At 55.4% G+C, this 22,798-nt stretch carries 19 protein-coding genes and 2 tRNA genes; 15 read left to right on the top strand and 6 right to left on the bottom strand.

What is annotated here, in order from left to right; translation table 11 throughout:
- The first annotated feature begins 49 nt into the window (after nucleotides 1-49).
- Both G9X48_RS00415 and G9X48_RS00420 read left to right on the top strand, forming a co-directional pair.
- Nucleotides 50-126: transfer RNA gene (locus G9X48_RS00415), tRNA-Asp, on the top strand.
- Nucleotides 127-134: 8 nt separating this feature from the next.
- Nucleotides 135-210 (top strand) — tRNA-Trp (locus G9X48_RS00420).
- A gap of 98 nt (nucleotides 211-308) precedes the next feature.
- Here G9X48_RS00420 and hdfR read toward each other — a convergent pair.
- Nucleotides 309-1,142, bottom strand: a complete 834-nt coding sequence (gene hdfR, locus G9X48_RS00425; protein WP_087600399.1) for an HTH-type transcriptional regulator HdfR — start codon at nucleotides 1,140-1,142, stop codon at nucleotides 309-311.
- Nucleotides 1,143-1,249: 107 nt separating this feature from the next.
- On the opposite strand from hdfR, the gene G9X48_RS00430 reads away from it, so the two are divergent.
- Nucleotides 1,250-1,588: a DUF413 domain-containing protein gene (locus tag G9X48_RS00430; RefSeq protein WP_004387280.1), complete on the top strand. Its 339-nt coding sequence runs from the start codon at nucleotides 1,250-1,252 to the stop codon at nucleotides 1,586-1,588.
- Between the two features lie 79 nt (nucleotides 1,589-1,667).
- Here the strand turns inward: G9X48_RS00430 and G9X48_RS00435 are convergent, their stop codons facing one another.
- Nucleotides 1,668-3,188 carry a YifB family Mg chelatase-like AAA ATPase gene (locus tag G9X48_RS00435; RefSeq protein ID WP_097647808.1) on the bottom strand — a complete coding sequence of 507 codons (1,521 nt, stop codon included), beginning with the start codon at nucleotides 3,186-3,188 and terminating at the stop codon, nucleotides 1,668-1,670.
- Between the two features lie 351 nt (nucleotides 3,189-3,539).
- On the opposite strand from G9X48_RS00435, the gene ilvL reads away from it, so the two are divergent.
- From ilvL to ilvA, 6 genes are all read left to right on the top strand, one after another.
- The gene (ilvL, locus tag G9X48_RS00440; protein WP_071601137.1) at nucleotides 3,540-3,638 is read left to right on the top strand and encodes an ilv operon leader peptide; all 99 of its coding nucleotides are present in this window, start codon (nucleotides 3,540-3,542) and stop codon (nucleotides 3,636-3,638) included.
- 138 nt (nucleotides 3,639-3,776) lie between these two features.
- A complete protein-coding gene (ilvG, locus tag G9X48_RS00445) occupies nucleotides 3,777-5,423 on the top strand; it encodes an acetolactate synthase 2 catalytic subunit (protein ID WP_004387278.1) in 1,647 nt (548 codons plus the stop codon).
- The gene (ilvM, locus tag G9X48_RS00450) at nucleotides 5,420-5,677 is read left to right on the top strand and encodes an acetolactate synthase 2 small subunit (RefSeq protein ID WP_004387277.1); all 258 of its coding nucleotides are present in this window, start codon (nucleotides 5,420-5,422) and stop codon (nucleotides 5,675-5,677) included. The genes ilvG and ilvM overlap by 4 nt, the downstream gene beginning before the upstream one ends.
- 20 nt (nucleotides 5,678-5,697) lie before the next feature.
- A complete protein-coding gene (locus G9X48_RS00455; RefSeq protein WP_004387276.1) occupies nucleotides 5,698-6,627 on the top strand; it encodes a branched-chain amino acid transaminase in 930 nt (309 codons plus the stop codon).
- Nucleotides 6,628-6,691: 64 nt separating this feature from the next.
- Nucleotides 6,692-8,542, top strand: coding sequence for a dihydroxy-acid dehydratase (gene ilvD, locus G9X48_RS00460; protein ID WP_007892212.1), 1,851 nt, complete (start codon nucleotides 6,692-6,694; stop codon nucleotides 8,540-8,542).
- Nucleotides 8,543-8,544: 2 nt separating this feature from the next.
- Nucleotides 8,545-10,089 (top strand): threonine ammonia-lyase, biosynthetic, encoded by a 1,545-nt coding sequence (ilvA, locus tag G9X48_RS00465; RefSeq protein WP_097641363.1) that lies wholly within the window; start codon nucleotides 8,545-8,547, stop codon nucleotides 10,087-10,089.
- Here the strand turns inward: ilvA and ilvY are convergent.
- Entirely contained in the window at nucleotides 10,086-10,979 is an 894-nt protein-coding gene (gene ilvY, locus G9X48_RS00470; RefSeq protein ID WP_004387273.1) for an HTH-type transcriptional activator IlvY, read from the bottom strand. The genes ilvA and ilvY overlap by 4 nt on opposite strands.
- A 260-nt stretch (nucleotides 10,980-11,239) precedes the next feature.
- Between ilvY and ilvC the strand changes: the two genes are divergently transcribed.
- Complete coding sequence (ilvC, locus tag G9X48_RS00475) at nucleotides 11,240-12,715, top strand: ketol-acid reductoisomerase (protein WP_105629624.1); 1,476 nt, start codon at nucleotides 11,240-11,242, stop codon at nucleotides 12,713-12,715.
- A 355-nt stretch (nucleotides 12,716-13,070) separates the two neighbouring features.
- Here ilvC and ppiC read toward each other — a convergent pair whose 3' ends face one another.
- Nucleotides 13,071-13,352, bottom strand: coding sequence for a peptidylprolyl isomerase PpiC (gene ppiC, locus G9X48_RS00480; protein ID WP_001140255.1), 282 nt, complete (start codon nucleotides 13,350-13,352; stop codon nucleotides 13,071-13,073).
- 118 nt (nucleotides 13,353-13,470) lie between these two features.
- Here ppiC and rep point away from each other — a divergent pair, with 118 nt between their 5' ends.
- Nucleotides 13,471-15,492, top strand: a complete 2,022-nt coding sequence (gene rep / locus G9X48_RS00485; protein WP_007872551.1) for a DNA helicase Rep — start codon at nucleotides 13,471-13,473, stop codon at nucleotides 15,490-15,492.
- A 67-nt stretch (nucleotides 15,493-15,559) separates the two neighbouring features.
- Here the strand turns inward: rep and gppA are convergent, their stop codons facing one another.
- Together gppA and rhlB are read right to left on the bottom strand one after the other, a co-directional pair.
- Entirely contained in the window at nucleotides 15,560-17,044 is a 1,485-nt protein-coding gene (gppA, locus tag G9X48_RS00490; protein ID WP_007892208.1) for a guanosine-5'-triphosphate,3'-diphosphate diphosphatase, read from the bottom strand.
- Between the two features lie 5 nt (nucleotides 17,045-17,049).
- Nucleotides 17,050-18,315: an ATP-dependent RNA helicase RhlB gene (gene rhlB, locus G9X48_RS00495; protein WP_007872554.1), complete on the bottom strand. Its 1,266-nt coding sequence runs from the start codon at nucleotides 18,313-18,315 to the stop codon at nucleotides 17,050-17,052.
- A 117-nt stretch (nucleotides 18,316-18,432) separates the two neighbouring features.
- On the opposite strand from rhlB, the gene trxA reads away from it, so the two are divergent.
- From trxA to wzzE, 4 genes are all read left to right on the top strand, one after another.
- Nucleotides 18,433-18,762, top strand: coding sequence for a thioredoxin TrxA (gene trxA / locus G9X48_RS00500; RefSeq protein ID WP_004386384.1), 330 nt, complete (start codon nucleotides 18,433-18,435; stop codon nucleotides 18,760-18,762).
- A gap of 355 nt (nucleotides 18,763-19,117) precedes the next feature.
- Entirely contained in the window at nucleotides 19,118-20,377 is a 1,260-nt protein-coding gene (rho, locus tag G9X48_RS00505; protein WP_004386383.1) for a transcription termination factor Rho, read from the top strand.
- A gap of 250 nt (nucleotides 20,378-20,627) precedes the next feature.
- On the top strand, nucleotides 20,628-21,728 hold the full coding sequence (gene wecA, locus G9X48_RS00510) for a UDP-N-acetylglucosamine--undecaprenyl-phosphate N-acetylglucosaminephosphotransferase (RefSeq protein ID WP_012126056.1): 1,101 nt from the start codon (nucleotides 20,628-20,630) through the stop codon (nucleotides 21,726-21,728).
- A gap of 17 nt (nucleotides 21,729-21,745) precedes the next feature.
- The gene (gene wzzE, locus G9X48_RS00515; RefSeq protein WP_004386381.1) at nucleotides 21,746-22,795 is read left to right on the top strand and encodes an ECA polysaccharide chain length modulation protein; all 1,050 of its coding nucleotides are present in this window, start codon (nucleotides 21,746-21,748) and stop codon (nucleotides 22,793-22,795) included.
- The last annotated feature ends 3 nt before the right edge of the window (nucleotides 22,796-22,798 follow it).

Consider the following 22,798-nt stretch of genomic DNA (forward strand, 5'->3'; position numbering starts at 1 on the left):
ATTAAGCAGTAAGCCGGAACGATAATCCGGTGGTGTGAAGAAATTCGGTGGAGCGGTAGTTCAGTCGGTTAGAATACCTGCCTGTCACGCAGGGGGTCGCGGGTTCGAGTCCCGTCCGTTCCGCCACCCTATTTAGGGGCGTAGTTCAATTGGTAGAGCACCGGTCTCCAAAACCGGGTGTTGGGGGTTCGAGTCCCTCCGCCCCTGCCAGAAATTATCCTTAGCTTCGGCTAAGGATTTTTTTTATCTTTTTTCCGCACAATATCCCCCTTTTGCCCGATCTTTCCTTTGCAATTAATCACAGAACGCTAAGCGATAACTGGGATCTTTAAGAGATCTTTTATGCTGCTGTTTTTATCACTGTTCTGCAGCCAGATAGCATAAAGTGGACGAGATAGCGTTGCGCTATCCACCACCGGATGTAAATCACTTTTCTCTTTGACCCAATTCACCGGTAACCAGGTACAGCCGTGTAGCTCCGGCAGCATTTTTCTGGCGATATCAGCGGAGCTGGTTGTCAGTACGGGAATATCTTCTGGCGTAACTAACCCTGCTTCGTGCTGCTGAAAGTCAGGCCCCCATTCAAGTCGTAAATAATGAAGACTACTTTTACTCTGGTCTGGCAGCGCGCAGTAAAGGCCTAATGCAAAATGTCCCAGTAGCTGGCTGGAGAATTCATCCATTTTGGGTGCTTCAGTAGTAATAAGCAGATCTAACTGACGCTCATGCAACTGTTTCACCAGAGACTGACGCTGGGCGATACGTGCTTCAAACTGCATTCCACTCTTTTCCTGATAAAGCCTTGTCAGCCACCCTGAGAGCATACATTCCCAGAGCGATGCGCTGGCACCAATAGAGAAGAGATTATGCCGTGATGTCTGCGCAACATCTTTGCGTGCAGTCTGCCAGATATTCATCAGGTTTTCGGCATACGGTAAAAGCCTTTCGCCCGCAGCCGTCAGGCGTATGTTATTGCGATGACGAGTAAAAAGATTAACACCCAGTTGGTTTTCCAGCTGACGGATGCGAAAGCTCACCGCTGACTGCGTCAGGTACAGCGCTTCGGCCGCTCTGCCAAAATGGCGCGTTCGGCTGACTTCAAGAAAGGTTTTCAGCAAGTCGGTATCCACATCCTTCTCCACAAAAAAATTTGTCGTAATGATTTAAATGTTTTGTTTTACACTCTGTCAAGCGTAACTAATACTCCGCGCCATAAATAGCTCGGCCAAGAGAATTAGGAGCGTGTAGGATGGCGGAAAGCTTTACGACGACTAATCGATTTTTCGACAACAAATATTATCCGCGCGGGTTCTCTCGCCATGGCGATTTCACCATTAAAGAAGCACAGCTGCTTGAGCGTCACGGCTATGCCTTTAATGAACTGGATCTCGGCAAGCGTGAGCCTGTGACTGCTGAAGAAAAACAGTTTGTTGAAGTCTGTCGCGGTATTCGCGAACCTGCTACTGAAGCAGAACGCGTGTGGTCTAAATACATGACCCGCATCAAACGTCCCAAGCGTTTTCATACCCTGTCCGGCGGCAAGCCGCAAATGGAAGGGATGGATGATTTCGTGGAAACGGATGACTAATTACTCATGGGGCGTAAGCCCCATTGTTTTATGTATCGCTTGCTGTCTGCGTGGGGTGTGCTGAAAGTTTTCATGAGCGCTACGCCATCATGTTCTGTAAATGGGCCAGCATCCTGTCTATTGCACGATAGCTCAGTGCCTCCTGAAGATGCTCACGACTAATCCTTTGTTTCTGTTCACAATCTGCAATTGTGCGTGCCACTTTAAGTAAACGCTGCCAGGCGCGAACCGACAACCCCAGTTTGATTAATGCTGCCTCCAGCCACTGCGCGTCCTCCGGACTAAGCACACAAAACTGACGTATTTCCCGGTTATCCAACATGGCGTTGAGTTTTCCCTGACGTGCAAACTGACGCTCTCTGCTAACAATGACTCGTTCCCTTACTTGCGCGCTGCTTTCACCGGTCTGTCCTGCCTGGCTAAGCATACCCGGCGGGGGAAGCGGGATTTCAAGGGAGAGATCAAACCTGTCTAGAAATGGCCCGGAAAGCCGTCCAAGATAGCGCAGCGTTTGTTCCGGTGAGCAGCGATTGTGATTGCCTCTGTAGTGCCCTGTCGGACTAGGATTCATGGCAGCAATAAGCTGAAAACGCGCGGGATAGGTTAATTTCGCCCTGGTTCGTGAAAGATGGATTTGCCCTGATTCAATCGGCTCGCGTAAAGCATCCAGTACGCGACGTTCAAACTCAGGTAATTCATCCAGAAAAAGCACGCCGTTATGGGCAAGTGAGATCTCTCCTGGCGCAGGAATTGCTCCTCCGCCCACCATGGCGTTAAGCGATGCGCTATGGTGAGGGGCCCTGAATGGACGCTGACGCCATTGATGGTGTAAAGAGACGGGGTTGACCAGGCTGAGTATCGCAGCGCTCTCCAGCGCCTCCTGGTCGCTCAGAGGCGGCAGTAACCCATTGAGTCTGCTGGCAAGCATGGTTTTACCTGTACCAGGGGGCCCAATAAAAAGCAGGTTATGCCCACCCGCTGCGGTTAACTCAAGCGCGCGCTTTCCCTGTGGTTGACCGATAACCTCGCTCAGATCTCCCGCCGGCTCTCTGAATTCAAAGCCGGATGGCTCAGCGCATTCCAGCTGTGTTTTTCCTTCCAGGAAGGCGCAGACCTCCTGTAGATGATAAGCCACAAGGCAACCCTCTTTATTGATGAGTCCTACTTCAGGGCCATTATCATGCGCGACGATAATTTTCCTTTTACAACCCAGAGCCTCGATGGCGGCTGAAATTGCGCCGGGAACGCCTCTCAGCGCGCCTGTAAGCGCCAGCTCACCTACAAATTCATATTCACCAAGATGGGATGCGCTCAATTGCTCAGAGGCGGCCAGAAGCGCGATGGCGATAGGTAGATCATATCGCCCACCTTCTTTAGGTAGATCCGCCGGTGCCAGATTGATGGTTATCTTTTTAGCCGGAAATTCATAACCGCTATTGATAAGCGCGCTGCGTACGCGATCTCTGGCTTCTTTAACGGTGGTTTCCGGTAAGCCGACAATAGTCAGGCCGGGCAGCCCGGCGCTGATATGTACTTCAACTGTCACGAGCGGCGCCTTAACCCCAAGCGCAGCACGGGTATGAATAACTGATAACGACATAACTCCTCCTGAGAGCAAAATCATCGTCAGAATGAGGTGCCATATCGAGTTGAATTTCGTGTTTTTTCGGTGCAGATAGCAACCTTTTAGAGTAAAAAATTGCAAATTCTCAATTTACACGAGACTTCTCGCAAAAGCGTAATCACCCTTCGAAAAGGCATTGTGCTTATCATTGCGATGGCGAAAAATCCTGAAAAATTTTCAATGCGCGTTACCGGTTGATTACGCTGGGTTTTAATAGATTTGCTGAATGTATTGCAGTGTCACGTCATAAATATTTCTTGTCACAGCTTTGTTCTCTGTGATAACTCTTTAGGTATTCCTTCGAAAATGACGTAAGTGCATACAGAAATGACAACCCTTCTACTAGTGATTAGCCTGGTCGTGATTAGCGTGGTGGTGATTATTAACCCACCGTGCGGGGCTGCACTCGGAAGAAGAAAGGCTTAGAAATCAAGCCTGAATCATCGAAAACCCCCGCACCGAAAGGTCCGGGGGTTTTTTTATGACCTAAAACTTAAGCGAGGAACAGAGAATGAGTAGTAGCATAAAATTCTGTTGTCCGCATTGTAAGGCGGGGAACTAACTATGAATGGTGCACAGTGGGTGGTACATGCTTTGCGAGCTCAGGGAGTGGATACCGTATTTGGCTATCCGGGCGGGGCGATAATGCCGGTTTATGATGCGTTATACGACGGCGGCGTGGAACACCTACTGTGTCGGCATGAGCAGGGCGCAGCAATGGCGGCCATCGGTTATGCGCGGGCTACCGGTAAAACCGGCGTGTGCATCGCTACCTCCGGGCCGGGCGCGACCAACCTGATAACAGGCCTTGCGGATGCGCTGCTGGATTCGGTTCCCGTTGTGGCTATCACCGGCCAGGTCGCGGCGCCGCTTATCGGTACCGATGCCTTTCAGGAAGTTGACGTACTCGGTCTGTCGCTTGCCTGCACCAAACACAGCTTCCTCGTAACGTCTCTGGACGAGCTGCCAGAAATCATGTCCCAGGCTTTTCATCTGGCGAATTCGGGGCGGCCAGGCCCTGTACTGATCGATATTCCTAAAGATATTCAGCTGGCAAGCGGTGAGCTTGAGCCGTGGCTTTCCAGTGTTGAAGACACGTTTGCCGTACCGCAGGCGGAGCTTGAGCAGGCTCGTGCATTGCTGAGCCAGGCTGAAAAGCCCATGCTCTATGTCGGCGGTGGCGTCGGCATGGCGCAGGCGGTGCCTGCGCTGCGCGAATTTATGGCGCAAACGCAAATCCCTTGCGCGGTCACGCTGAAAGGGCTTGGCGCTGTAGAAGCGAGCTATCCGTGGTATGTCGGCATGCTGGGTATGCACGGTACTAAAGCCGCGAACCTGGCGGTGCAGGAGTGCGATTTGCTGATAGCGGTTGGCGCACGCTTTGACGATCGCGTCACCGGCAAGCTCAATACTTTTGCTCCCCACGCCAAAGTTATCCATATGGATATCGATCCGGCGGAACTGAATAAGCTGCGTCAGGCGCATGTAGGGTTGCAGGGTGATCTCAACGCGTTATTACCCGCGCTGCAATGCCCGATGGCTATCGATGCGTGGCGCGATCGCGTCGCCGCGCTGCGACACGATCATGACTGGCGTTACGATCATCCGGGTGAGGGCATTTTCGCCCCGCTGTTGTTAAAGCAGCTCTCGGACCGCAAGCCGGTAAACAGCGTGGTGACCACCGATGTAGGCCAGCATCAAATGTGGGCGGCGCAGCACATGCGCTTCAGCCGCCCGGAAAATTTCATCACTTCCAGCGGTCTCGGCACAATGGGGTTTGGCCTGCCAGCCGCTGTCGGCGCGCAGGTGGCTCGCCCTGACGATACCGTTATCTGTGTAACCGGTGACGGCTCCTTCATGATGAATATTCAGGAGCTGGGCACCGTGAAACGCAAGCAGCTGCCGCTCAAAATCGTTCTGCTGGATAACCAGCGTCTGGGAATGGTGCGCCAGTGGCAGCAGCTTTTCTTCTCGGAGCGGTACAGTGAAACAAATCTGTCTGATAACCCTGATTTTCTGACGCTGGCCAGCGCCTTTGGTATTGCCGGTCAGCGCATCACCCGTAAAGACCAGGTGGCAGCCGCGCTGGAGACCATGTTCAACAGCGAAGGTCCTTACTTGCTGCACGTTTCAATCGATGAAGCTGAAAACGTCTGGCCTCTGGTGCCTCCTGGCGCCAGCAACTCACAAATGCTGGAGAAAATATCATGATGCAACATCAACTCGCCGTACAGGCTCGCTTTCGCCCGGAAACCCTGGAACGTGTGTTGCGCGTGGTGCGTCACCGTGGTTTTCAAATTTGCGCCATGAATATGGCGACTGGCGCTAATGCGGAAAATATAAATATTGAGCTGACCGTTGCCAGCCCTCGCCCAGTCGAATTACTGTTTAGTCAGCTAAGCAAACTGGTCGATGTCGCATGCGTCGAGATCCAGCAACCCACATCACAACAAATCCGCGCCTGAGCGCAAAAGGAAGAAGAAAAATGACGACGAAAAAAGCTGATTACATTTGGTTCAACGGCGAGATGGTTCCCTGGGGCGAGGCGAAAGTTCACGTCATGTCTCATGCGTTGCACTACGGTACATCAGTCTTTGAAGGGATCCGCTGCTACGACTCGCACAAAGGGCCGGTGGTATTCCGCCATCGTGAACATATGCAGCGCCTGCGTGATTCCGCCAAGATTTACCGCTTCCCGGTTAGCCAGTCTGTTGATGAGTTAATGGAAGCCTGCCGTCAGGTCATTCGCGAAAACAAACTCACCAGCGCGTACATCCGCCCGCTGGTGTTCGTTGGCGATGTCGGTATGGGTGTTAACCCTCCTGAGGGCTACAAGACAGACGTCATCATCGCTGCGTTCCCGTGGGGCGCGTATCTGGGTGCGGAAGCGCTGGATCAGGGCATCGACGCGATGGTCTCTTCCTGGAACCGCGCGGCACCTAATACCATTCCAACTGCCGCCAAAGCGGGCGGTAACTACCTTTCCTCTCTGTTGGTTGGCAGCGAAGCGCGTCGTCACGGTTATCAGGAAGGTATCGCGCTGGACGTTCACGGCTATATCTCAGAAGGCGCAGGCGAAAACCTGTTTGAAGTGAAAGATGGCGTCATTTACACCCCGCCGTTTACGTCTTCCGCGCTGCCAGGCATTACCCGTGATGCCATCATCAAGCTTGCCAAAGATATGGGCATCGAAGTACGTGAGCAGGTGCTTTCGCGTGAATCCCTATACCTGGCGGATGAAGTGTTTATGTCCGGCACGGCGGCGGAAATTACACCGGTGCGCAGCGTAGACGGCATTCAGGTAGGCGAAGGCCGCTGTGGTCCGGTCACCAAACGCGTTCAGCAGGCATTCTTTGGCCTGTTCACCGGCGAGACAGAAGATAAATGGGGCTGGCTGGACCAGGTTAACCCGTAAACACAATAACACCTGCACGGGCGGCCTGAGCCGCCCGGCTTTTGTAGAGACTGGAGTGAAAAGCATGCCTAAGTACCGTTCTGCCACCACCACGCACGGCCGCAATATGGCGGGCGCCCGCGCCTTATGGCGCGCCACGGGAATGACCGATGCCGATTTCGGCAAGCCAATTATCGCAGTTGTGAACTCCTTTACTCAGTTTGTGCCGGGCCATGTGCATCTGCGCGATCTGGGCAAACTGGTTGCGGAGCAAATCGAGGCGGCTGGCGGTGTGGCGAAGGAGTTCAATACCATCGCGGTGGATGACGGTATCGCCATGGGACATGGCGGCATGCTCTATTCACTGCCGTCTCGCGAGCTGATTGCCGACTCCGTTGAATATATGGTGAACGCCCACTGTGCGGACGCCATGGTGTGTATCTCCAACTGCGACAAAATTACCCCAGGGATGCTGATGGCCTCTCTGCGTCTGAATATTCCGGTGATTTTTGTCTCCGGCGGTCCGATGGAAGCCGGTAAAACCAAACTTTCCGATCAGATAATCAAACTCGATCTGGTCGATGCGATGATCCAGGGCGCGAACCCGAACGTCAGCGATGAGCAGAGCGATCAGGTAGAACGTTCCGCCTGCCCAACCTGCGGTTCCTGCTCCGGTATGTTCACCGCTAACTCCATGAACTGCCTGACCGAAGCGCTGGGTCTGTCGCAGCCGGGCAACGGCTCGCTGCTGGCGACCCATGCTGATCGCAAAGAGCTCTTCATCAACGCGGGTAAACGTATCGTTTCGCTCACCAAACGCTATTACGAGCAGGACGACGCCAGCGTGTTGCCGCGTAATATCGCGAGCAAAGCGGCGTTTGAAAACGCCATGACGCTTGATATCGCGATGGGCGGTTCCACCAATACCGTTCTGCATCTGCTGGCGGCGGCACAAGAGGCGGAAATCGACTTCACGATGAGCGACATCGACCGTCTCTCCCGTAAAGTGCCTCAGCTGTGCAAAGTCGCGCCCAGCACGCAGAAATACCATATGGAAGATGTTCACCGTGCGGGCGGGGTTATCGGCATTCTCGGCGAACTGGACCGCGCAGGTCTTCTGAACCGTGACGTGAATAACGTGCTGGGCCTGACGCTTTCGCAGACGCTTGAGCAGTACGACGTCATGCTCACACAGGATAGCGCGGTAAAAGAGATGTACCGTGCAGGCCCGGCAGGCATTCGCACCACGCAGGCGTTTTCGCAATCCTGCCGCTGGGATTCGCTGGACGATGACCGTCAGGACGGTTGCATCCGCTCGCTGGAACACGCTTACAGCCAGGACGGCGGCCTTGCCGTTCTGTATGGCAACTTCGCGGAAAATGGCTGCATCGTAAAAACGGCGGGTGTTGATGAAGGCAGCCTGGTATTCCGCGGCCCGGCGAAAGTCTATGAAAGCCAGGACGATGCAGTAGAAGCCATCCTCGGCGGTAAAGTCGTCGCGGGCGATGTCGTGGTGATCCGCTACGAAGGGCCGAAAGGCGGGCCGGGTATGCAGGAGATGCTCTACCCGACCAGTTTTCTGAAATCGATGGGCCTCGGTAAAGCCTGTGCGCTTATCACGGATGGCCGCTTCTCTGGCGGTACGTCCGGGCTTTCTATCGGTCACGTCTCGCCAGAGGCCGCGAGCGGCGGCAACATCGCGCTGATTGAAGACGGCGATATGATTGCGATTGATATCCCGAATCGTGGCATTCAGCTTGAAGTGAGCGATCAAGAGCTTGCCGCGCGTCGTGAAGCGCAGGAAGCCCGGGGCGCAGATGCCTGGACGCCGCGTAACCGTGAGCGTCAGGTTTCCTTCGCGCTGCGCGCTTATGCAAGCCTTGCCACGAGTGCCGATAAAGGCGCGGTACGCGATAAATCGAAGCTGGGAGGCTGATGATGGCCGAGTCGCAACCCCTTTCTGCCGCCCCCTGCGGGGCGGAATATCTGCGCGCTGTGCTGCGCTCTCCGGTCTATGAAGTGGCGCAGGTCACGCCGCTGCAAAAGATGGAGAAGCTGTCGGCACGGTTAAATAACGTGGTGCTGGTGAAGCGCGAAGATCGTCAACCGGTGCACAGCTTTAAGCTGCGCGGCGCTTACGCCATGATGGCGAATCTCACCGGTGAGCAGAAAGCGCGTGGCGTGATTACCGCTTCTGCGGGCAACCATGCGCAGGGCGTAGCGCTTTCGGCATCGCGTCTGGGTATTAAATCGCTCATCGTCATGCCGGTCACCACGGCGGATATCAAAGTGGATGCGGTACGCGGCTTTGGCGGCGAAGTATTACTGCATGGGGCGAATTTCGACGAGGCGAAAGCCCATGCGATTTCCCTTTCGCAGCAGCAGGGCTTTACTTATGTGCCGCCGTTCGATCACCCGGCCGTGATCGCCGGGCAGGGCACGCTGGCGCTGGAGTTGCTCCAGCAGGATGCGCATATCGATCGCGTCTTTGTGCCGGTCGGCGGTGGGGGTCTCGCTGCTGGCGTCGCGGTGTTGATCAAACAACTCATGCCGCAGATCAAAGTGATCGCCGTCGAAGCGGCTGATTCCGCCTGCCTGAAAGCGGCACTGGAGGCCGGACATCCGGTCGATTTGCCGCGCGTCGGGCTTTTCGCGGAAGGCGTGGCGGTGAAACGCATCGGCGACGAGACGTTCCGTGTGTGTCAGGAGTATCTCGACGACATCATCACCGTCGATAGCGACGCTATCTGCGCGGCGATGAAAGATCTGTTTGAAGATGTTCGTGCGGTGGCGGAGCCTTCCGGCGCGCTGGCGCTGGCGGGTATGAAAAAGTACGTCGCGCAGCATGATATTCGCGGCGAGCGTCTGGCGCATGTGCTATCCGGTGCCAACGTGAACTTCCACGGGCTGCGCTATGTCTCTGAACGTTGTGAGCTTGGCGAACAGCGAGAGGCGCTGCTGGCGGTGACTATTCCGGAAGAGAAAGGCAGCTTCCTGAAATTCTGCCAGTTACTGGGCGGACGTGCGGTCACGGAGTTTAACTATCGTTTTGCCGACGCCAAAGACGCCTGCATTTTTGTCGGCGTGCGGATCAGCCGCGGTATGGAAGAGCGGCATGAGATCATTGAGCAACTCATCAGCGACGGTTATGGCGTGGTGGATCTCTCGGATGACGAAATGGCGAAGCTGCATGTCCGCTACATGGTCGGCGGACGCCCCTCGCGGCCGCTACGCGAGCGGCTGTATAGCTTTGAATTCCCGGAGTCGCCAGGCGCGCTGCTGCGTTTTCTGCACACGCTCGGCACACACTGGAACATTTCGCTGTTCCACTACCGCAGCCATGGTACCGACTATGGCCGTGTGCTGGCTGCCTTTGAGCTTGGCGAGCATGAGCCGGATTTCGAAACCCGGCTCAACGAACTCGGCTATGAATGCCACGATGAAACCGGCAACCCGGCGTTTCGTTTTTTTCTGGCAGGTTAACGATAGCCCGGCAGAAGTTTCCAGAAGGCTTCAACAAGCGGCTCATGCAGCCGCTTTTTTTGTGCGCAAACGCCAAGCTCGAACGGCGTTTTTTCATCGCTGCGCTCAAGTATCAGCACGCGATTGCGTACCGGTTCGGGGCTATTTTCCAGCACGACTTCAGGTATCAATGCCACGCCGCAGCCCAGCGCGACCATCGATACCATCGCTTCGTGCCCGGCAACGGTCGCGTAAATAAACGGATTGCTGATTTTATGGCGGCGAAACCACAGCTCTATGCGCCGCCGCACCGGGCCCTGATCTGGCATGATAAACGGCACTTTCGTCCAGTCCGGCTCTGGTGCGGAAACCTGTGCGCGTACCGGACACGGCAGGGCTGGCGCTATTAGCACCACGCTGAGATTCTCCAGCATTGAAAACGCGACGGCCGCGGGCAGCGCTTCCGGTTTACCGGCGATAGCGATATCAGCCTCGCCAGAATTGACCTTTTCCACGGCGTCGGCAGCGTCGCCCGTTGTCAGCTTAATTTCTACCGAAGGATGCTCTGCGCGAAAGCGATCGAGAATCGGCGGCAGATGGCTGTACGCCGCCGTGACCGAGCAAAACAGGTGCAGTTCGCCTGAGAGCGTCGGCCCCTGCTGATCGATAGCGTGGCGCAACTGCTGGTATTGCAGCAGCGTCTGCTGCGCGAACTGGCGCAGCGCGTCGCCTGCTTCGGTCAGCGTGACGGCGCGGTTATCGCGGATAAACAGCGGCTGGCCCAGATCTTCTTCAAGCCGCTGGATCTGGCGCGACAAGGTCGAGGGGCTGACATGCATAGCCCGCGCACTACGGCCAAAATGGCGGCTCTCTGCCAGATGCAGGAACATTTTCAGATCGCGTAAATCCACAGAAGCGGCTCCCTAAAATACGTTGCATAAAACGCAATGTGACGTTGTTAATATATCAATTTCCGCAACGAATTTCCTGTCATATAGTGGTTTTACGCTGTTTCAGGTCACAAGGATGAGAGCTTTCTCTGACCGGGCTCGCAACCCTGCGGCACAAGGCTCGCGAAAACGTCGCCTTCCTGTAACCTGAAATCTGTACCGTCGCTTTTGACGACGCGATAAACAAACAATAAGACACGACAACATCACGAGGTATCACCATGGCTAACTACTTCAATACTTTGAATTTGCGTCAGCAGCTGGCGCAACTGGGCAAATGCCGTTTTATGGCGCGCGATGAGTTCGCCGACGGCGCAGGCTACCTCAAAGGTAAAAAAGTAGTCATCGTGGGTTGCGGTGCGCAGGGTCTCAACCAGGGGCTGAACATGCGTGATTCCGGTCTGGATGTGTCCTATGCCCTGCGTAAAGAAGCCATTGCCGAGAAGCGCGCCTCCTGGCGCAAGGCGACGGAAAATGGTTTTCAGGTTGGCACTTATGAAGAGCTGATCCCGCAGGCGGATCTGGTCGTTAACCTGACGCCGGACAAACAGCACTCTGATGTTGTACGCGCCGTGCAGCCGCTGATGAAAGACGGTGCCGCGCTGGGTTACTCCCACGGCTTTAACATCGTTGAAGTAGGTGAGCAGATCCGTAAAGACATTACTGTCGTGATGGTGGCGCCGAAGTGTCCGGGCACCGAAGTGCGTGAAGAGTTCAAACGTGGTTTCGGCGTGCCGACGCTTATCGCGGTACACCCGGAAAACGATCCGAAAGGCGAGGGCATGGCGATTGCGAAAGCGTGGGCGGCGGCAACCGGCGGTCACCGCGCAGGCGTGCTGGAGTCTTCGTTCGTAGCGGAAGTGAAATCTGACCTGATGGGCGAGCAGACCATTCTGTGCGGTATGTTGCAGGCCGGTTCTCTGCTGTGCTTCGACAAGCTGGTGGAAGAGGGCACAGACCCGGCGTATGCGGAAAAACTGATTCAGTTCGGCTGGGAAACCATCACCGAAGCGCTGAAACAGGGCGGGATCACGCTGATGATGGATCGCCTCTCTAACCCGGCGAAACTGCGCGCTTACGCGCTCTCCGAACAGCTGAAAACCATTATGGCACCGCTGTTCCAGAAACATATGGACGACATCATCTCCGGTGAATTCTCTTCCGGCATGATGGCGGACTGGGCAAATGATGATAAGAAACTGCTGACCTGGCGTGAAGAGACCGGCAAAACCGCGTTTGAAAATGCGCCGCAGTATGAAGGCAAAATCAGCGAGCAGGAGTATTTCGATAAAGGCGTGTTGATGATCGCGATGGTGAAAGCGGGCGTTGAGCTGGCGTTTGAAACCATGGTCGCCGCGGGCATTATTGAAGAGTCAGCTTATTATGAGTCTCTGCATGAGCTGCCGCTGATTGCCAACACCATCGCCCGTAAACGTCTGTATGAAATGAACGTGGTTATCTCTGACACCGCGGAATATGGCAACTACCTGTTTGCTAACGCTGCCGTTCCGCTGCTGAAAGAGTTTATGACCAAACTGCAGCCGGGCGATCTGGGTAAAGCCGTAGAAGGCACCGCGGTGGATAACGCGCAGCTGCGCGACGTTAACGATGCGATTCGCAGCCACGAGATTGAAAAAGTGGGGCAGAAGCTGCGCGGTTATATGACCGACATGAAGCGTATCGCGGTTGCGGGTTAATCGGCATTGTTAAAAGGTGGGTGCGTTTCACTTACCCACCCTACATACGGTTAAACGTAGTTTCGTAGGGCGGGTACGCCGCGCACCCGCCGCCAGCGTTTTGAAGTGGTGGCGTTAACGTAGTTTTGTAGGGCGGGTAAGCGCCGCGCACCCGCCGCCAGCGTTTTGAAGTAGTGGCGTTAACGTAGTTTCGTAGGGCGAATAAGCCCTGCGCACCCGCCGCCAGCGTTTTGATGTAGCGGCGTTAACGTAGTTTTGTAGGGCGGGTAAGCGTCGCGCACCCGCCGTGACGCAAAGAGACGTTCCCTGCCATCAACGCCAGAAAAAAGGCCTTCTCTTTGAGAAGGCCTTTTTATCAGTTACGGTACAGCACCTTGATAATGTGGTAGCCAAACTGCGTATGCAGCGGGCCGGTCGGCTCCAGCACCGGGCAGGAGAACACCACTTTATCGAAAGCCGGCACCATCTGGCCCTGGCGGAATTCGCCTAAATGGCCGCCTTTTTTGCCCGACGGGCAAATGGAGTGTTTCTTGGCCAGCTTTTCAAAATCGCCGCCGTTTTTAATTTGCTCCAGCAGATCCAGTGCCAGTTTTTCTTCTTTAACAAGGATATGCAGTGCTGCTGCTGTTTTTGCCATGATCGTGCCTTGAGTGGGGTTGATAACGCTGGCTATACTACCACGCGTTTTTCTCCCTTCGTACTGTCGTACCTGCTGTGGGGAGCCGCTTTCTCCTCTGACTTTCACTGAGTAATTTATGCGTCTGAACCCCGCCCAACAACAAGCCGTCGAATTCGTCACTGGCCCCTGCCTGGTGCTGGCGGGCGCTGGCTCCGGTAAAACCCGCGTTATCACCAACAAAATCGCGCACCTCATCCGCGGCTGTGGCTATCAGGCGCGTCATATCGCGGCGGTTACTTTTACCAACAAAGCCGCGCGTGAAATGAAAGAGCGTGTGGCCCAGACGCTGGGACGCAAAGAGGCGCGTGGCCTAATGATTTCAACATTCCACACGCTGGGCCTGGAAATCATCAAGCGTGAGTACGCGGCGCTGGGCATGAAATCCAATTTTTCGCTGTTTGACGATACCGATCAGATGGCGCTTATCAAAGAGCTGACCGAAGGGCTGGTCGAAAACGATAAAGTGCTGTTACAGCAACTGATCTCCACGATCTCGAACTGGAAAAACGATCTGCTAAGCCCCCCGCAGGCCGCCGCGCGCGCAATCGGCGAACGCGAGCGCATTTTCGCGCATTGCTACAGCCTTTACGACGCCCATCTGAAAGCCTGCAATGTGCTCGATTTTGACGATCTGATCCTGCTGCCGACATTGCTGTTGCAGCGTAATGAAGAAGTGCGTGAACGCTGGCAGAATCGCATTCGTTACCTGCTGGTGGATGAATATCAGGATACCAACACCAGCCAGTATGAGCTGGTAAAACTGCTGGTGGGCAACCGCGCGCGCTTTACAGTAGTGGGTGACGATGACCAGTCGATTTACTCCTGGCGCGGCGCTCGCCCGCAAAACCTGGTGCTGTTAAGCCAGGATTTCCCGGCACTCCAGGTGATTAAGCTTGAACAGAATTACCGATCTTCCGGGCGCATTCTGAAAGCCGCCAACATTCTTATCGCCAATAACCCGCACGTCTTCGAGAAAAAACTCTTTTCCGAGCTGGGCTACGGCACGGAGCTGAAAGTGCTGACTGCCAATCATGAAGATCATGAGGCGGAGCGCGTTACCGGCGAGCTTATCGCGCATCACTTTATTAATAAGACCCAGTACAAGGATTACGCCATCCTGTATCGCGGCAACCATCAGTCGCGCGTATTTGAAAAGATGCTGATGCAAAACCGCATCCCGTATCGTATTTCCGGCGGTACGTCGTTCTTCTCGCGCCCGGAAATCAAAGATTTGCTGGCCTATCTGCGCGTGCTGACCAACCCGGACGACGACAGCGCCTTTTTGCGCATCGTGAACACGCCGAAACGCGAAATCGGCCCGGCGACGCTGCAAAAACTCGGCGAGTGGGCGAATCAGCGTAATAAAAGTTTATTCACCGCCAGTTTTGATATGGGCCTTGCCCAGACGCTGACCGGGCGTGGTTACGAGTCGCTGACGCGCTTCACAAGCTGGCTGCAGGAAGTGGCCGTGCTGTCTGAGCGTGAACCGGTGGCGGCGGTACGCGATCTCATTCGCGGTATCGATTACGAAGCCTGGCTGTTTGAAACTTCGCCCAGCCCGAAAGCGGCGGAGATGCGCATGAAGAACGTTAATCAGCTCTTTAGCTGGATGACGGAGATGCTCGAAGGCACCGATCTCGACGAGCCGATGACGCTGACGCAGGTGGTCACGCGCTTTACGCTGCGCGACATGATGGAGCGCGGCGAAAGCGATGAAGAGCTCGACCAGGTACAGCTCATGACGCTGCACGCCTCGAAAGGGCTGGAATTCCCGTATGTGTTTCTGGTCGGTATGGAAGAGGGGTTGCTGCCGCATCAGAGCAGCATTGATGAAGACAATATCGACGAAGAGCGACGTCTCGCCTACGTGGGCATCACGCGCGCCCAGAAAGAGCTGACCTTTACGCTGTGCAAAGAGCGCCGTCAGTATGGCGAGCTGGTACGTCCCGAGCCGAGCCGCTTTCTGCTCGAACTCCCACAGGACGACTTACACTGGGAGACCGAGCGCAAAGTAGTAACGCCGCAGGAGCGGATGCAAAAAGGCCAGGCGAATGTCGCGAACATTAAAGCGATGCTGGCGAAAGCGCGCGGCGGATAACACCGTTACGCGTTGAGCCGACAATAAAAAAACCGCCCCTGGAGGCGGTTTTTTTATGCACTAAACGTTACTTAACGTCGAGCTGCCAGTGTACGTAGCTCTGCCAGAGCTGTTCCTGCTCTAACATCTCCGCGCCCAGCGGGTGAACGGAAAGCCAGTCCTGCGGGAGCGATGCGGTGAGCGTGTCGTCATGCGCGGTGAGTGTAACGTCAGGCAGCATGTCGTCGCGCCGACGGCTGGCGAAAATAATCGCCAGACGCAGCAACCGGCACAGACGCTCGGCCACGCGCAGCGGGACGGCGTTTTGCTGTTGCAGCGCGGAGAGATCGACCGTACCGGTCTGGTTCAGCAAGAGCGTCGCCAGCAGCTTTTTCTGCGCGGGCGTAAAGCCCGGCAAATCCAGATTATTCACCAGGTAAGCGGCGTGCTGGGGCGCGCGTTTGAAATCAACCGCCAGGCCCACTTCATGCAGTAAGCTGGCACTGTGCAGCAGCGCACGGCTGAGATCGTCAAGCGCCCATTCACGTTCAACGCTGACGGCAAAACGTTCCGCCAGTTGCGCCACGCGCCCGGCCTGGGCGATATCCACCATAAAACGCCGCTGAATGTTTTTCAGCGTGCGATTGCGAATATCCTGATCCACCGCAAGATGCAGCATGCCGTACACCAGCCCTTCGCGCAGCGCGCCGCCGGCAAGCGTCATACACTCGATTTCCAGCTCGCTGAAAATCGCGATAAGAATGGCGAGGCCGCTTGGGAAAACGAGTGCGCGCTCAAGCGTCAGGCCCTCGATTTCAAGCTCCTCCAGGCGACCGCAGTGGATAGCGCGCGCCTTGAGCTGCTGAAGTTTCGCAAGCGTGATGCGCTCGTCCATTCCCTGCGCCATCATGATTTCCTGCAGCGCCTGTACGGTGCCGGAGGCCCCGACGCAGATTTTCCAGCCCTGGCCGCGCAGCTGCGCGATAACCGGTTGCAGAATGTCACGGGCGGCCTGTTCGGCGCTGGCGAAATGCTCCTGGGTGAGGCTGCGGTCGGTAAAGAAGCGCTCAAGAAAGGTCACGCAGCCCATTGGCAGGCTGAAGAGCGAGGTCGCGCGCGCGCCGGTGCCGGTGACAAGCTCTGTACTGGCACCGCCGATATCGACAACGAGACGCCTGTCGGCACCGCCGGTGGTATGCGCCACGCCCTGATAGATCAGGCGGGCTTCTTCTTCACCGGCAATAACCTGAACCGGGCAGCCGAGGATCTCTTGGGCGCGGGCGACAAACACATCGGCATTAGTGGCAAGGCGCAGCGTCGCGGTGGCGACCACGCGGATTTGCGACGGGGGAATATCCTGAAGCCGTTCAGCAAACAGACGCAGACATTGCCAGCCGCGCTCCATGGCGTCCGCCGAGAGCGCATTGTCGGCACCGAGGCCCGCCGCGAGGCGGACCTTGCGTTTCACACGCGTGAGCGTCTGAATGCTCCCGGCCACCTCACGTACCACCAGCATATGAAAGCTGTTCGAACCGAGGTCGATTGCCGCATACAGTGAGGAGGTGCCGGGCATAGCGTTTATCCTGTACGACGACGGTTACGCGGCGCGCCGGAACGACGCGGGCCATTGCCGGTACGCGGACGCGACAGGCGCTTCGGCGGCGGCAGTTCGCTTAACAGCGCATCCGGGTTGTATTTACTCACCGGAATGGAGTGACCGATATAGGTTTCAATCGCCGGGAGATTCAGCGCGTACTCTTCACAGGCGAGGCTGATGGAGTGGCCGCTGGCACCCGCACGACCGGTACGGCCGATGCGATGCACATAGTCTTCGCAGTCGTCCGGCAGGTCGTAGTTGAAGACGTGCGTGACGGCAGGAATATGCAGGCCGCGCGCCGCGACGTCCGTTGCGACCAGGATATCGAGATCGCCGCGGGTAAATTCATCCAGAATACGCAGGCGTTTTTTCTGCGCCACGTCGCCAGTCAACAGGCCGACGCGATGACCGTCTGCCGCCAGATGGCCCCAGATGTCTTCACAGCGGTGTTTGGTATTCGCGAAAATAATGGCGCGATCCGGCCACTCTTCTTCGATAAGCGTCTGAAGCAAGCGCATTTTCTCTTCGTTAGACGGATAGAAAAGCTCTTCTTTAATACGGTGGCCCGTTTTCTGCTCCGGCTCGACTTCAACATATTCCGCGTTGTTCATCTGCTCAAACGCCAGTTCGCGCACGCGGTAAGAAAGCGTGGCGGAGAAGAGCATATTGAGACGCTCTGTGGCAGCCGGCATACGGCGGAACAGCCACCGGATGTCTTTGATGAAGCCCAGATCGTACATGCGATCGGCTTCGTCGAGCACCACGACCTGAATAGCGCCCAGGTTAACGTGGTTTTGTTTGGTGTAATCGATAAGACGGCCGGTGGTGCCGATCAGAATATCGACGCCGCTTTCCAGCACTTTCAGTTGTTTGTCGTAGCCGTCGCCGCCGTAGGCGAGACCAAGCTTAATGCCGGTGGCTTCAGCCAGCGGCTCTGCGTCGGAGTGAATCTGTACCGCCAGTTCGCGGGTCGGCGCCATAATCAGGGCGCGCGGTTGATTCACCTGGCGATTTTCCGCCGCAGGGTGAGAGAGTAAATAGTGAAACGTTGACGTTAAAAACGCCATCGTTTTGCCGGTACCGGTTTGCGCCTGCCCTGCAACGTCACGGCCCGCGAGCGTTAACGGGAGTGCCAGAGCCTGGATAGGGGTGCAGTTATAAAACCCTTTCTTCTCAAGGGCTTGAACTACAACAGGGTGCAGGGCGAAGTCGGAAAACTTCTGTTCAGTCAAGTGTGTTTTGCTCATAGTGTGGTAGAATATCAGCTAACTATTGCTTTACGAAAGCGTATCCGGTGAAATAAAGTCAACCTTATGTTGGTTAATGCTACACCAACATGACAGGCCTAATCTTTGGAGTAAAACATGAGCGATAAAATTATTCACCTGACTGACGACAGTTTCGACACGGATGTACTTAAAGCGGACGGGTTGACGCTGGTTGATTTCTGGGCAGAATGGTGTGGTCCGTGCAAGATGATCGCCCCTATCCTTGATGAAATCGCTGATGAATATCAGGGCAAACTGACGGTTGCCAAGCTGAACATCGACCAGAACCCGGGCACCGCGCCGAAATACGGCATCCGTGGTATCCCGACTCTGCTGCTGTTCAAGAACGGTGAAGTAGCGGCGACCAAAGTCGGTGCGCTGTCTAAAGGCCAACTGAAAGAGTTCCTCGACGCCAACCTGGCGTAATGGTTCCCCGCCGGGGCGATCACGGTTCCTAAATATTCAGGACCGCTGGACGCCCGGCTTCAGTCATGCTAACTTAATTTTTGACTTCAATTTAAACTTACCTTTTAGTTTGAATCTTGTAATACCCGACGCTTCCCGCCCGTGACAATGTCAATACCGAGACCGGTAGGCGAGAAGAGCATTAATTCCGGGACTTATCGCTCATTCCGTCTTGTCGTTTCAGTTCTGCGTTCCTTACCTGCAACCAGGCAACGAACAGACATGAGATGAAGCCCGTTAACAGGCATGGATGACCCTGCCATACCATTCACAACATTACGTTCGAGATTTACCCCGAGTTTAAGAACCCACCACTATGAATCTTACCGAATTAAAGAATACGCCGGTTTCTGAGCTGATTACTCTCGGCGAAAATATGGGACTGGAAAACCTGGCCCGCATGCGCAAACAGGATATTATTTTCGCCATCCTGAAGCAGCACGCGAAGAGTGGCGAAGATATCTTTGGCGACGGTGTGCTGGAGATATTGCAGGATGGCTTCGGCTTCCTCCGTTCTGCAGACAGCTCCTACCTCGCCGGTCCCGACGACATCTACGTTTCTCCCAGCCAAATCCGCCGTTTCAACCTCCGCACAGGGGATACCATCTCCGGTAAGATTCGTCCGCCGAAAGAAGGCGAGCGCTACTTCGCGCTGTTGAAAGTGAACGAAGTTAACTTCGATAAACCGGAAAACGCACGTAATAAGATCCTGTTCGAAAACTTAACGCCGCTGCACGCGAACTCGCGTCTGCGTATGGAGCGCGGCAACGGGTCGACTGAAGATTTGACCGCACGTGTCCTGGATCTGGCATCGCCTATTGGCCGCGGCCAGCGTGGTCTCATCGTGGCGCCGCCGAAAGCCGGTAAAACCATGCTGCTGCAGAACATCGCGCAGAGCATCGCCTATAACCACCCGGACTGCGTGCTGATGGTACTGCTTATCGACGAACGTCCGGAAGAAGTGACCGAGATGCAGCGTCTGGTAAAAGGCGAAGTGGTTGCGTCCACGTTCGACGAACCGGCTTCCCGCCACGTTCAGGTTGCCGAGATGGTTATCGAGAAGGCCAAGCGCCTGGTTGAGCATAAAAAAGACGTTATCATTCTGCTCGACTCCATCACCCGTCTGGCGCGCGCTTACAACACCGTTGTGCCGGCCTCCGGTAAAGTGCTGACCGGTGGTGTAGACGCCAACGCCCTGCATCGTCCGAAACGTTTCTTCGGCGCGGCGCGTAACGTGGAAGAGGGCGGCAGCCTGACCATTATTGCGACTGCTCTGATTGATACCGGCTCTAAAATGGATGAAGTTATCTATGAAGAGTTTAAAGGCACCGGTAACATGGAACTGCATCTCTCCCGTAAGATCGCGGAAAAACGCGTCTTCCCGGCTATCGATTACAACCGTTCCGGTACCCGTAAAGAAGAGCTGCTGACGACGCAGGAAGAACTGCAGAAAATGTGGATCCTGCGTAAAATCATTCACCCAATGGGTGAGATTGATGCGATGGAATTCCTCATCAATAAACTGGCGATGACCAAAACTAACGACGAATTCTTCGATATGATGAAACGTTCGTAGTTAGCGGAAACTCGGGGAACGCCACGTCACGACGTGGCGTTTTTCTTTGTTGCTCTATACGATAGGCAACGGGCGTGATCTTTACGCGATTTTCAGTAGAGGCGCGTCAGTTTTTATCTGGCCTGAGCTATGTTTATCTTACTGAATAATAATTAGTCTGTTCAGGGATGAGGGGCGGAGGAGTGCTTAGAAAGCCCGACTGCCGCAGTTATACTTCCTCCGGACTTAACGTTTGCAGAGAGCGCACACTGTGAATTTAGTTACCGTTGGTACTGAGCTACTCAGTATTTTTTTATTCACATTTGTTTTTCTTTTTTTCGCACGAAAGATCGGCAAAAGAGTGGGTCTGGTTGATAAACCCAACTTCCGTAAGCGCCATCAGGGGCTTATCCCGCTCGTGGGCGGCATCTCCGTCTACGCAGGCATCTGCTTTACCTTTTTCATCGCGGACTACTACATCCCTCATGCAGCGTTATATCTCGCGAGCGCCGGGGTGCTGGTGTTTGTCGGCGCGCTGGATGACCGTTATGACATTAGCGTAAAAATTCGCGCCGTGATCCAGGCCGTTATCGGTGTGGTCATGATGACAGTGGGCGGGCTCTACCTGCGAAGTCTCGGGTACATTTTCGGCTCGTGGGAGATGGTGCTGGGGCCGTTTGGGTATTTCCTCACGCTGTTCGCCGTCTGGGCGGCGATTAACGCCTTCAACATGGTCGACGGTATCGATGGCCTGCTGGGCGGCCTGTCGTGCGTCTCTTTCGCGGCCATCGGGATGATCCTGTGGTTTGACGGGCAGACCAGCCTGTCGATGTGGTGCTTTGCCATGATAGCCGCCATTCTCCCTTACATCCTGCTAAACCTCGGCGCGTTTGGGCGGCGTTATAAAGTCTTTATGGGCGATGCGGGCAGTACGCTCATCGGGTTTACGGTTATCTGGATCCTGCTGGAAACCACCCAGGGGAAAACGCATCCGATTAGCCCGGTGACTGCGCTCTGGATCATCGCGATTCCGCTGATGGACATGATTGCCATCATGTACCGTCGTCTGCGTAAAGGCATGAGCCCGTTCTCGCCGGACCGCCAGCACATTCATCATCTGATCATGCGCGCCGGTTTTACTTCTCGCCAGGCGTTTGTCCTTATTACGCTCGCCGCCGCGCTGCTGGCCGGTATTGGCGTGGCATCAGAATACGCGGCCCATATTATCCCTGAGTGGGTAATGTTGGCATTATTCTTGCTAGCATTTTTCTTCTACGGCTACTGTATCAAACGGGCATGGAAAGTGGCGCGCTTCATCAAACGCGTTAAGCGTCGTATCAAGCGCGGAAGCAACAAGCCCACCGCTAATTAAAGAAAAACGGGGACGTGATGAATCAAAAAGTGCCGGGCACTCCGCCAGGAGTGGCAGATAATGAACTGGATATTCGTGGTCTGTTCCGAACGCTGTGGGCAGGGAAATTCTGGATAGTCGGCATGGCCGTGCTGTTTGCGCTGGTCGCGCTCACTTACACGTTCTTCGCGCGCCAGGAGTGGAGCGCGATGGCCATCACCGACAGACCCACCGTCAATATGCTGGGCGGCTACTATTCGCAGCAGCAGTTCCTGCGTAATCTGGATGCGAAAGCCAACCTGACGCCGGTGGACCAGCCTTCGGTGATGGACGACGCCTATAAAGAATTCATCATGCAACTCTCCGCCTGGGATACCCGCCGCGATTTCTGGTCGCAGACGGACTATTACAAGCAGCGCCGGGTCGGCAACAGCAAAGCCGACGCCGCGCTGCTGGATGAGTTTATCGACAACATCCAGTTCACCGCAGGCGACGTCACCCGTAATCAAAACGATAACATTCGACTGATTGCCGAAACCGCGCCGGATGCCAACAACCTGTTGCGTCAGTACATCGCGTTCGCCAGCCAGCGTGCCGCCAGCCATCTTAATGATGAGCTGAAAGGCGCATGGGCGGCGCGTACCGTGCAGATGAAAGCGCAGGTGAAACGTCAGGAGGCCGTCGCGAAATCGATTTTCGATCGCCGCGTGCATAACGTTCAGCAGGCGTTGCAGGTGGCGGAACAACATAATATTTCTCGCAGCGAAACGGATGTTCCCGCAGATGAGCTGCCGGATTCTGAACTGTTTATGCTGGGTCGCCCGCTGTTGCAGGCGCGTCTGGAAAACCTCCAGGCGGTAGGACCGACCTATGACATCGACTACGACCAGAACCGGGCGATGCTGGCGACGCTGAACGTCGGGCCGACGCTGGATCCGCGCTTTCAGACCTATCGCTATCTGCGTACACCGGAAGAGCCGGTTAAACGCGACAGCCCGCGTCGCGCGTTTCTGATGATCATGTGGGGAGCTGTTGGGGCGTTGACTGGCGCTGGCGTGGCTCTGGTCCGCCGCCGTCGCACCGCATAAGCA

Origin of the sequence: Cronobacter sp. HA18006 (genome assembly GCF_011605445.1) — a bacterium.
Classification (GTDB): Bacteria; Pseudomonadota; Gammaproteobacteria; order Enterobacterales; family Enterobacteriaceae; genus Cronobacter; species Cronobacter sakazakii.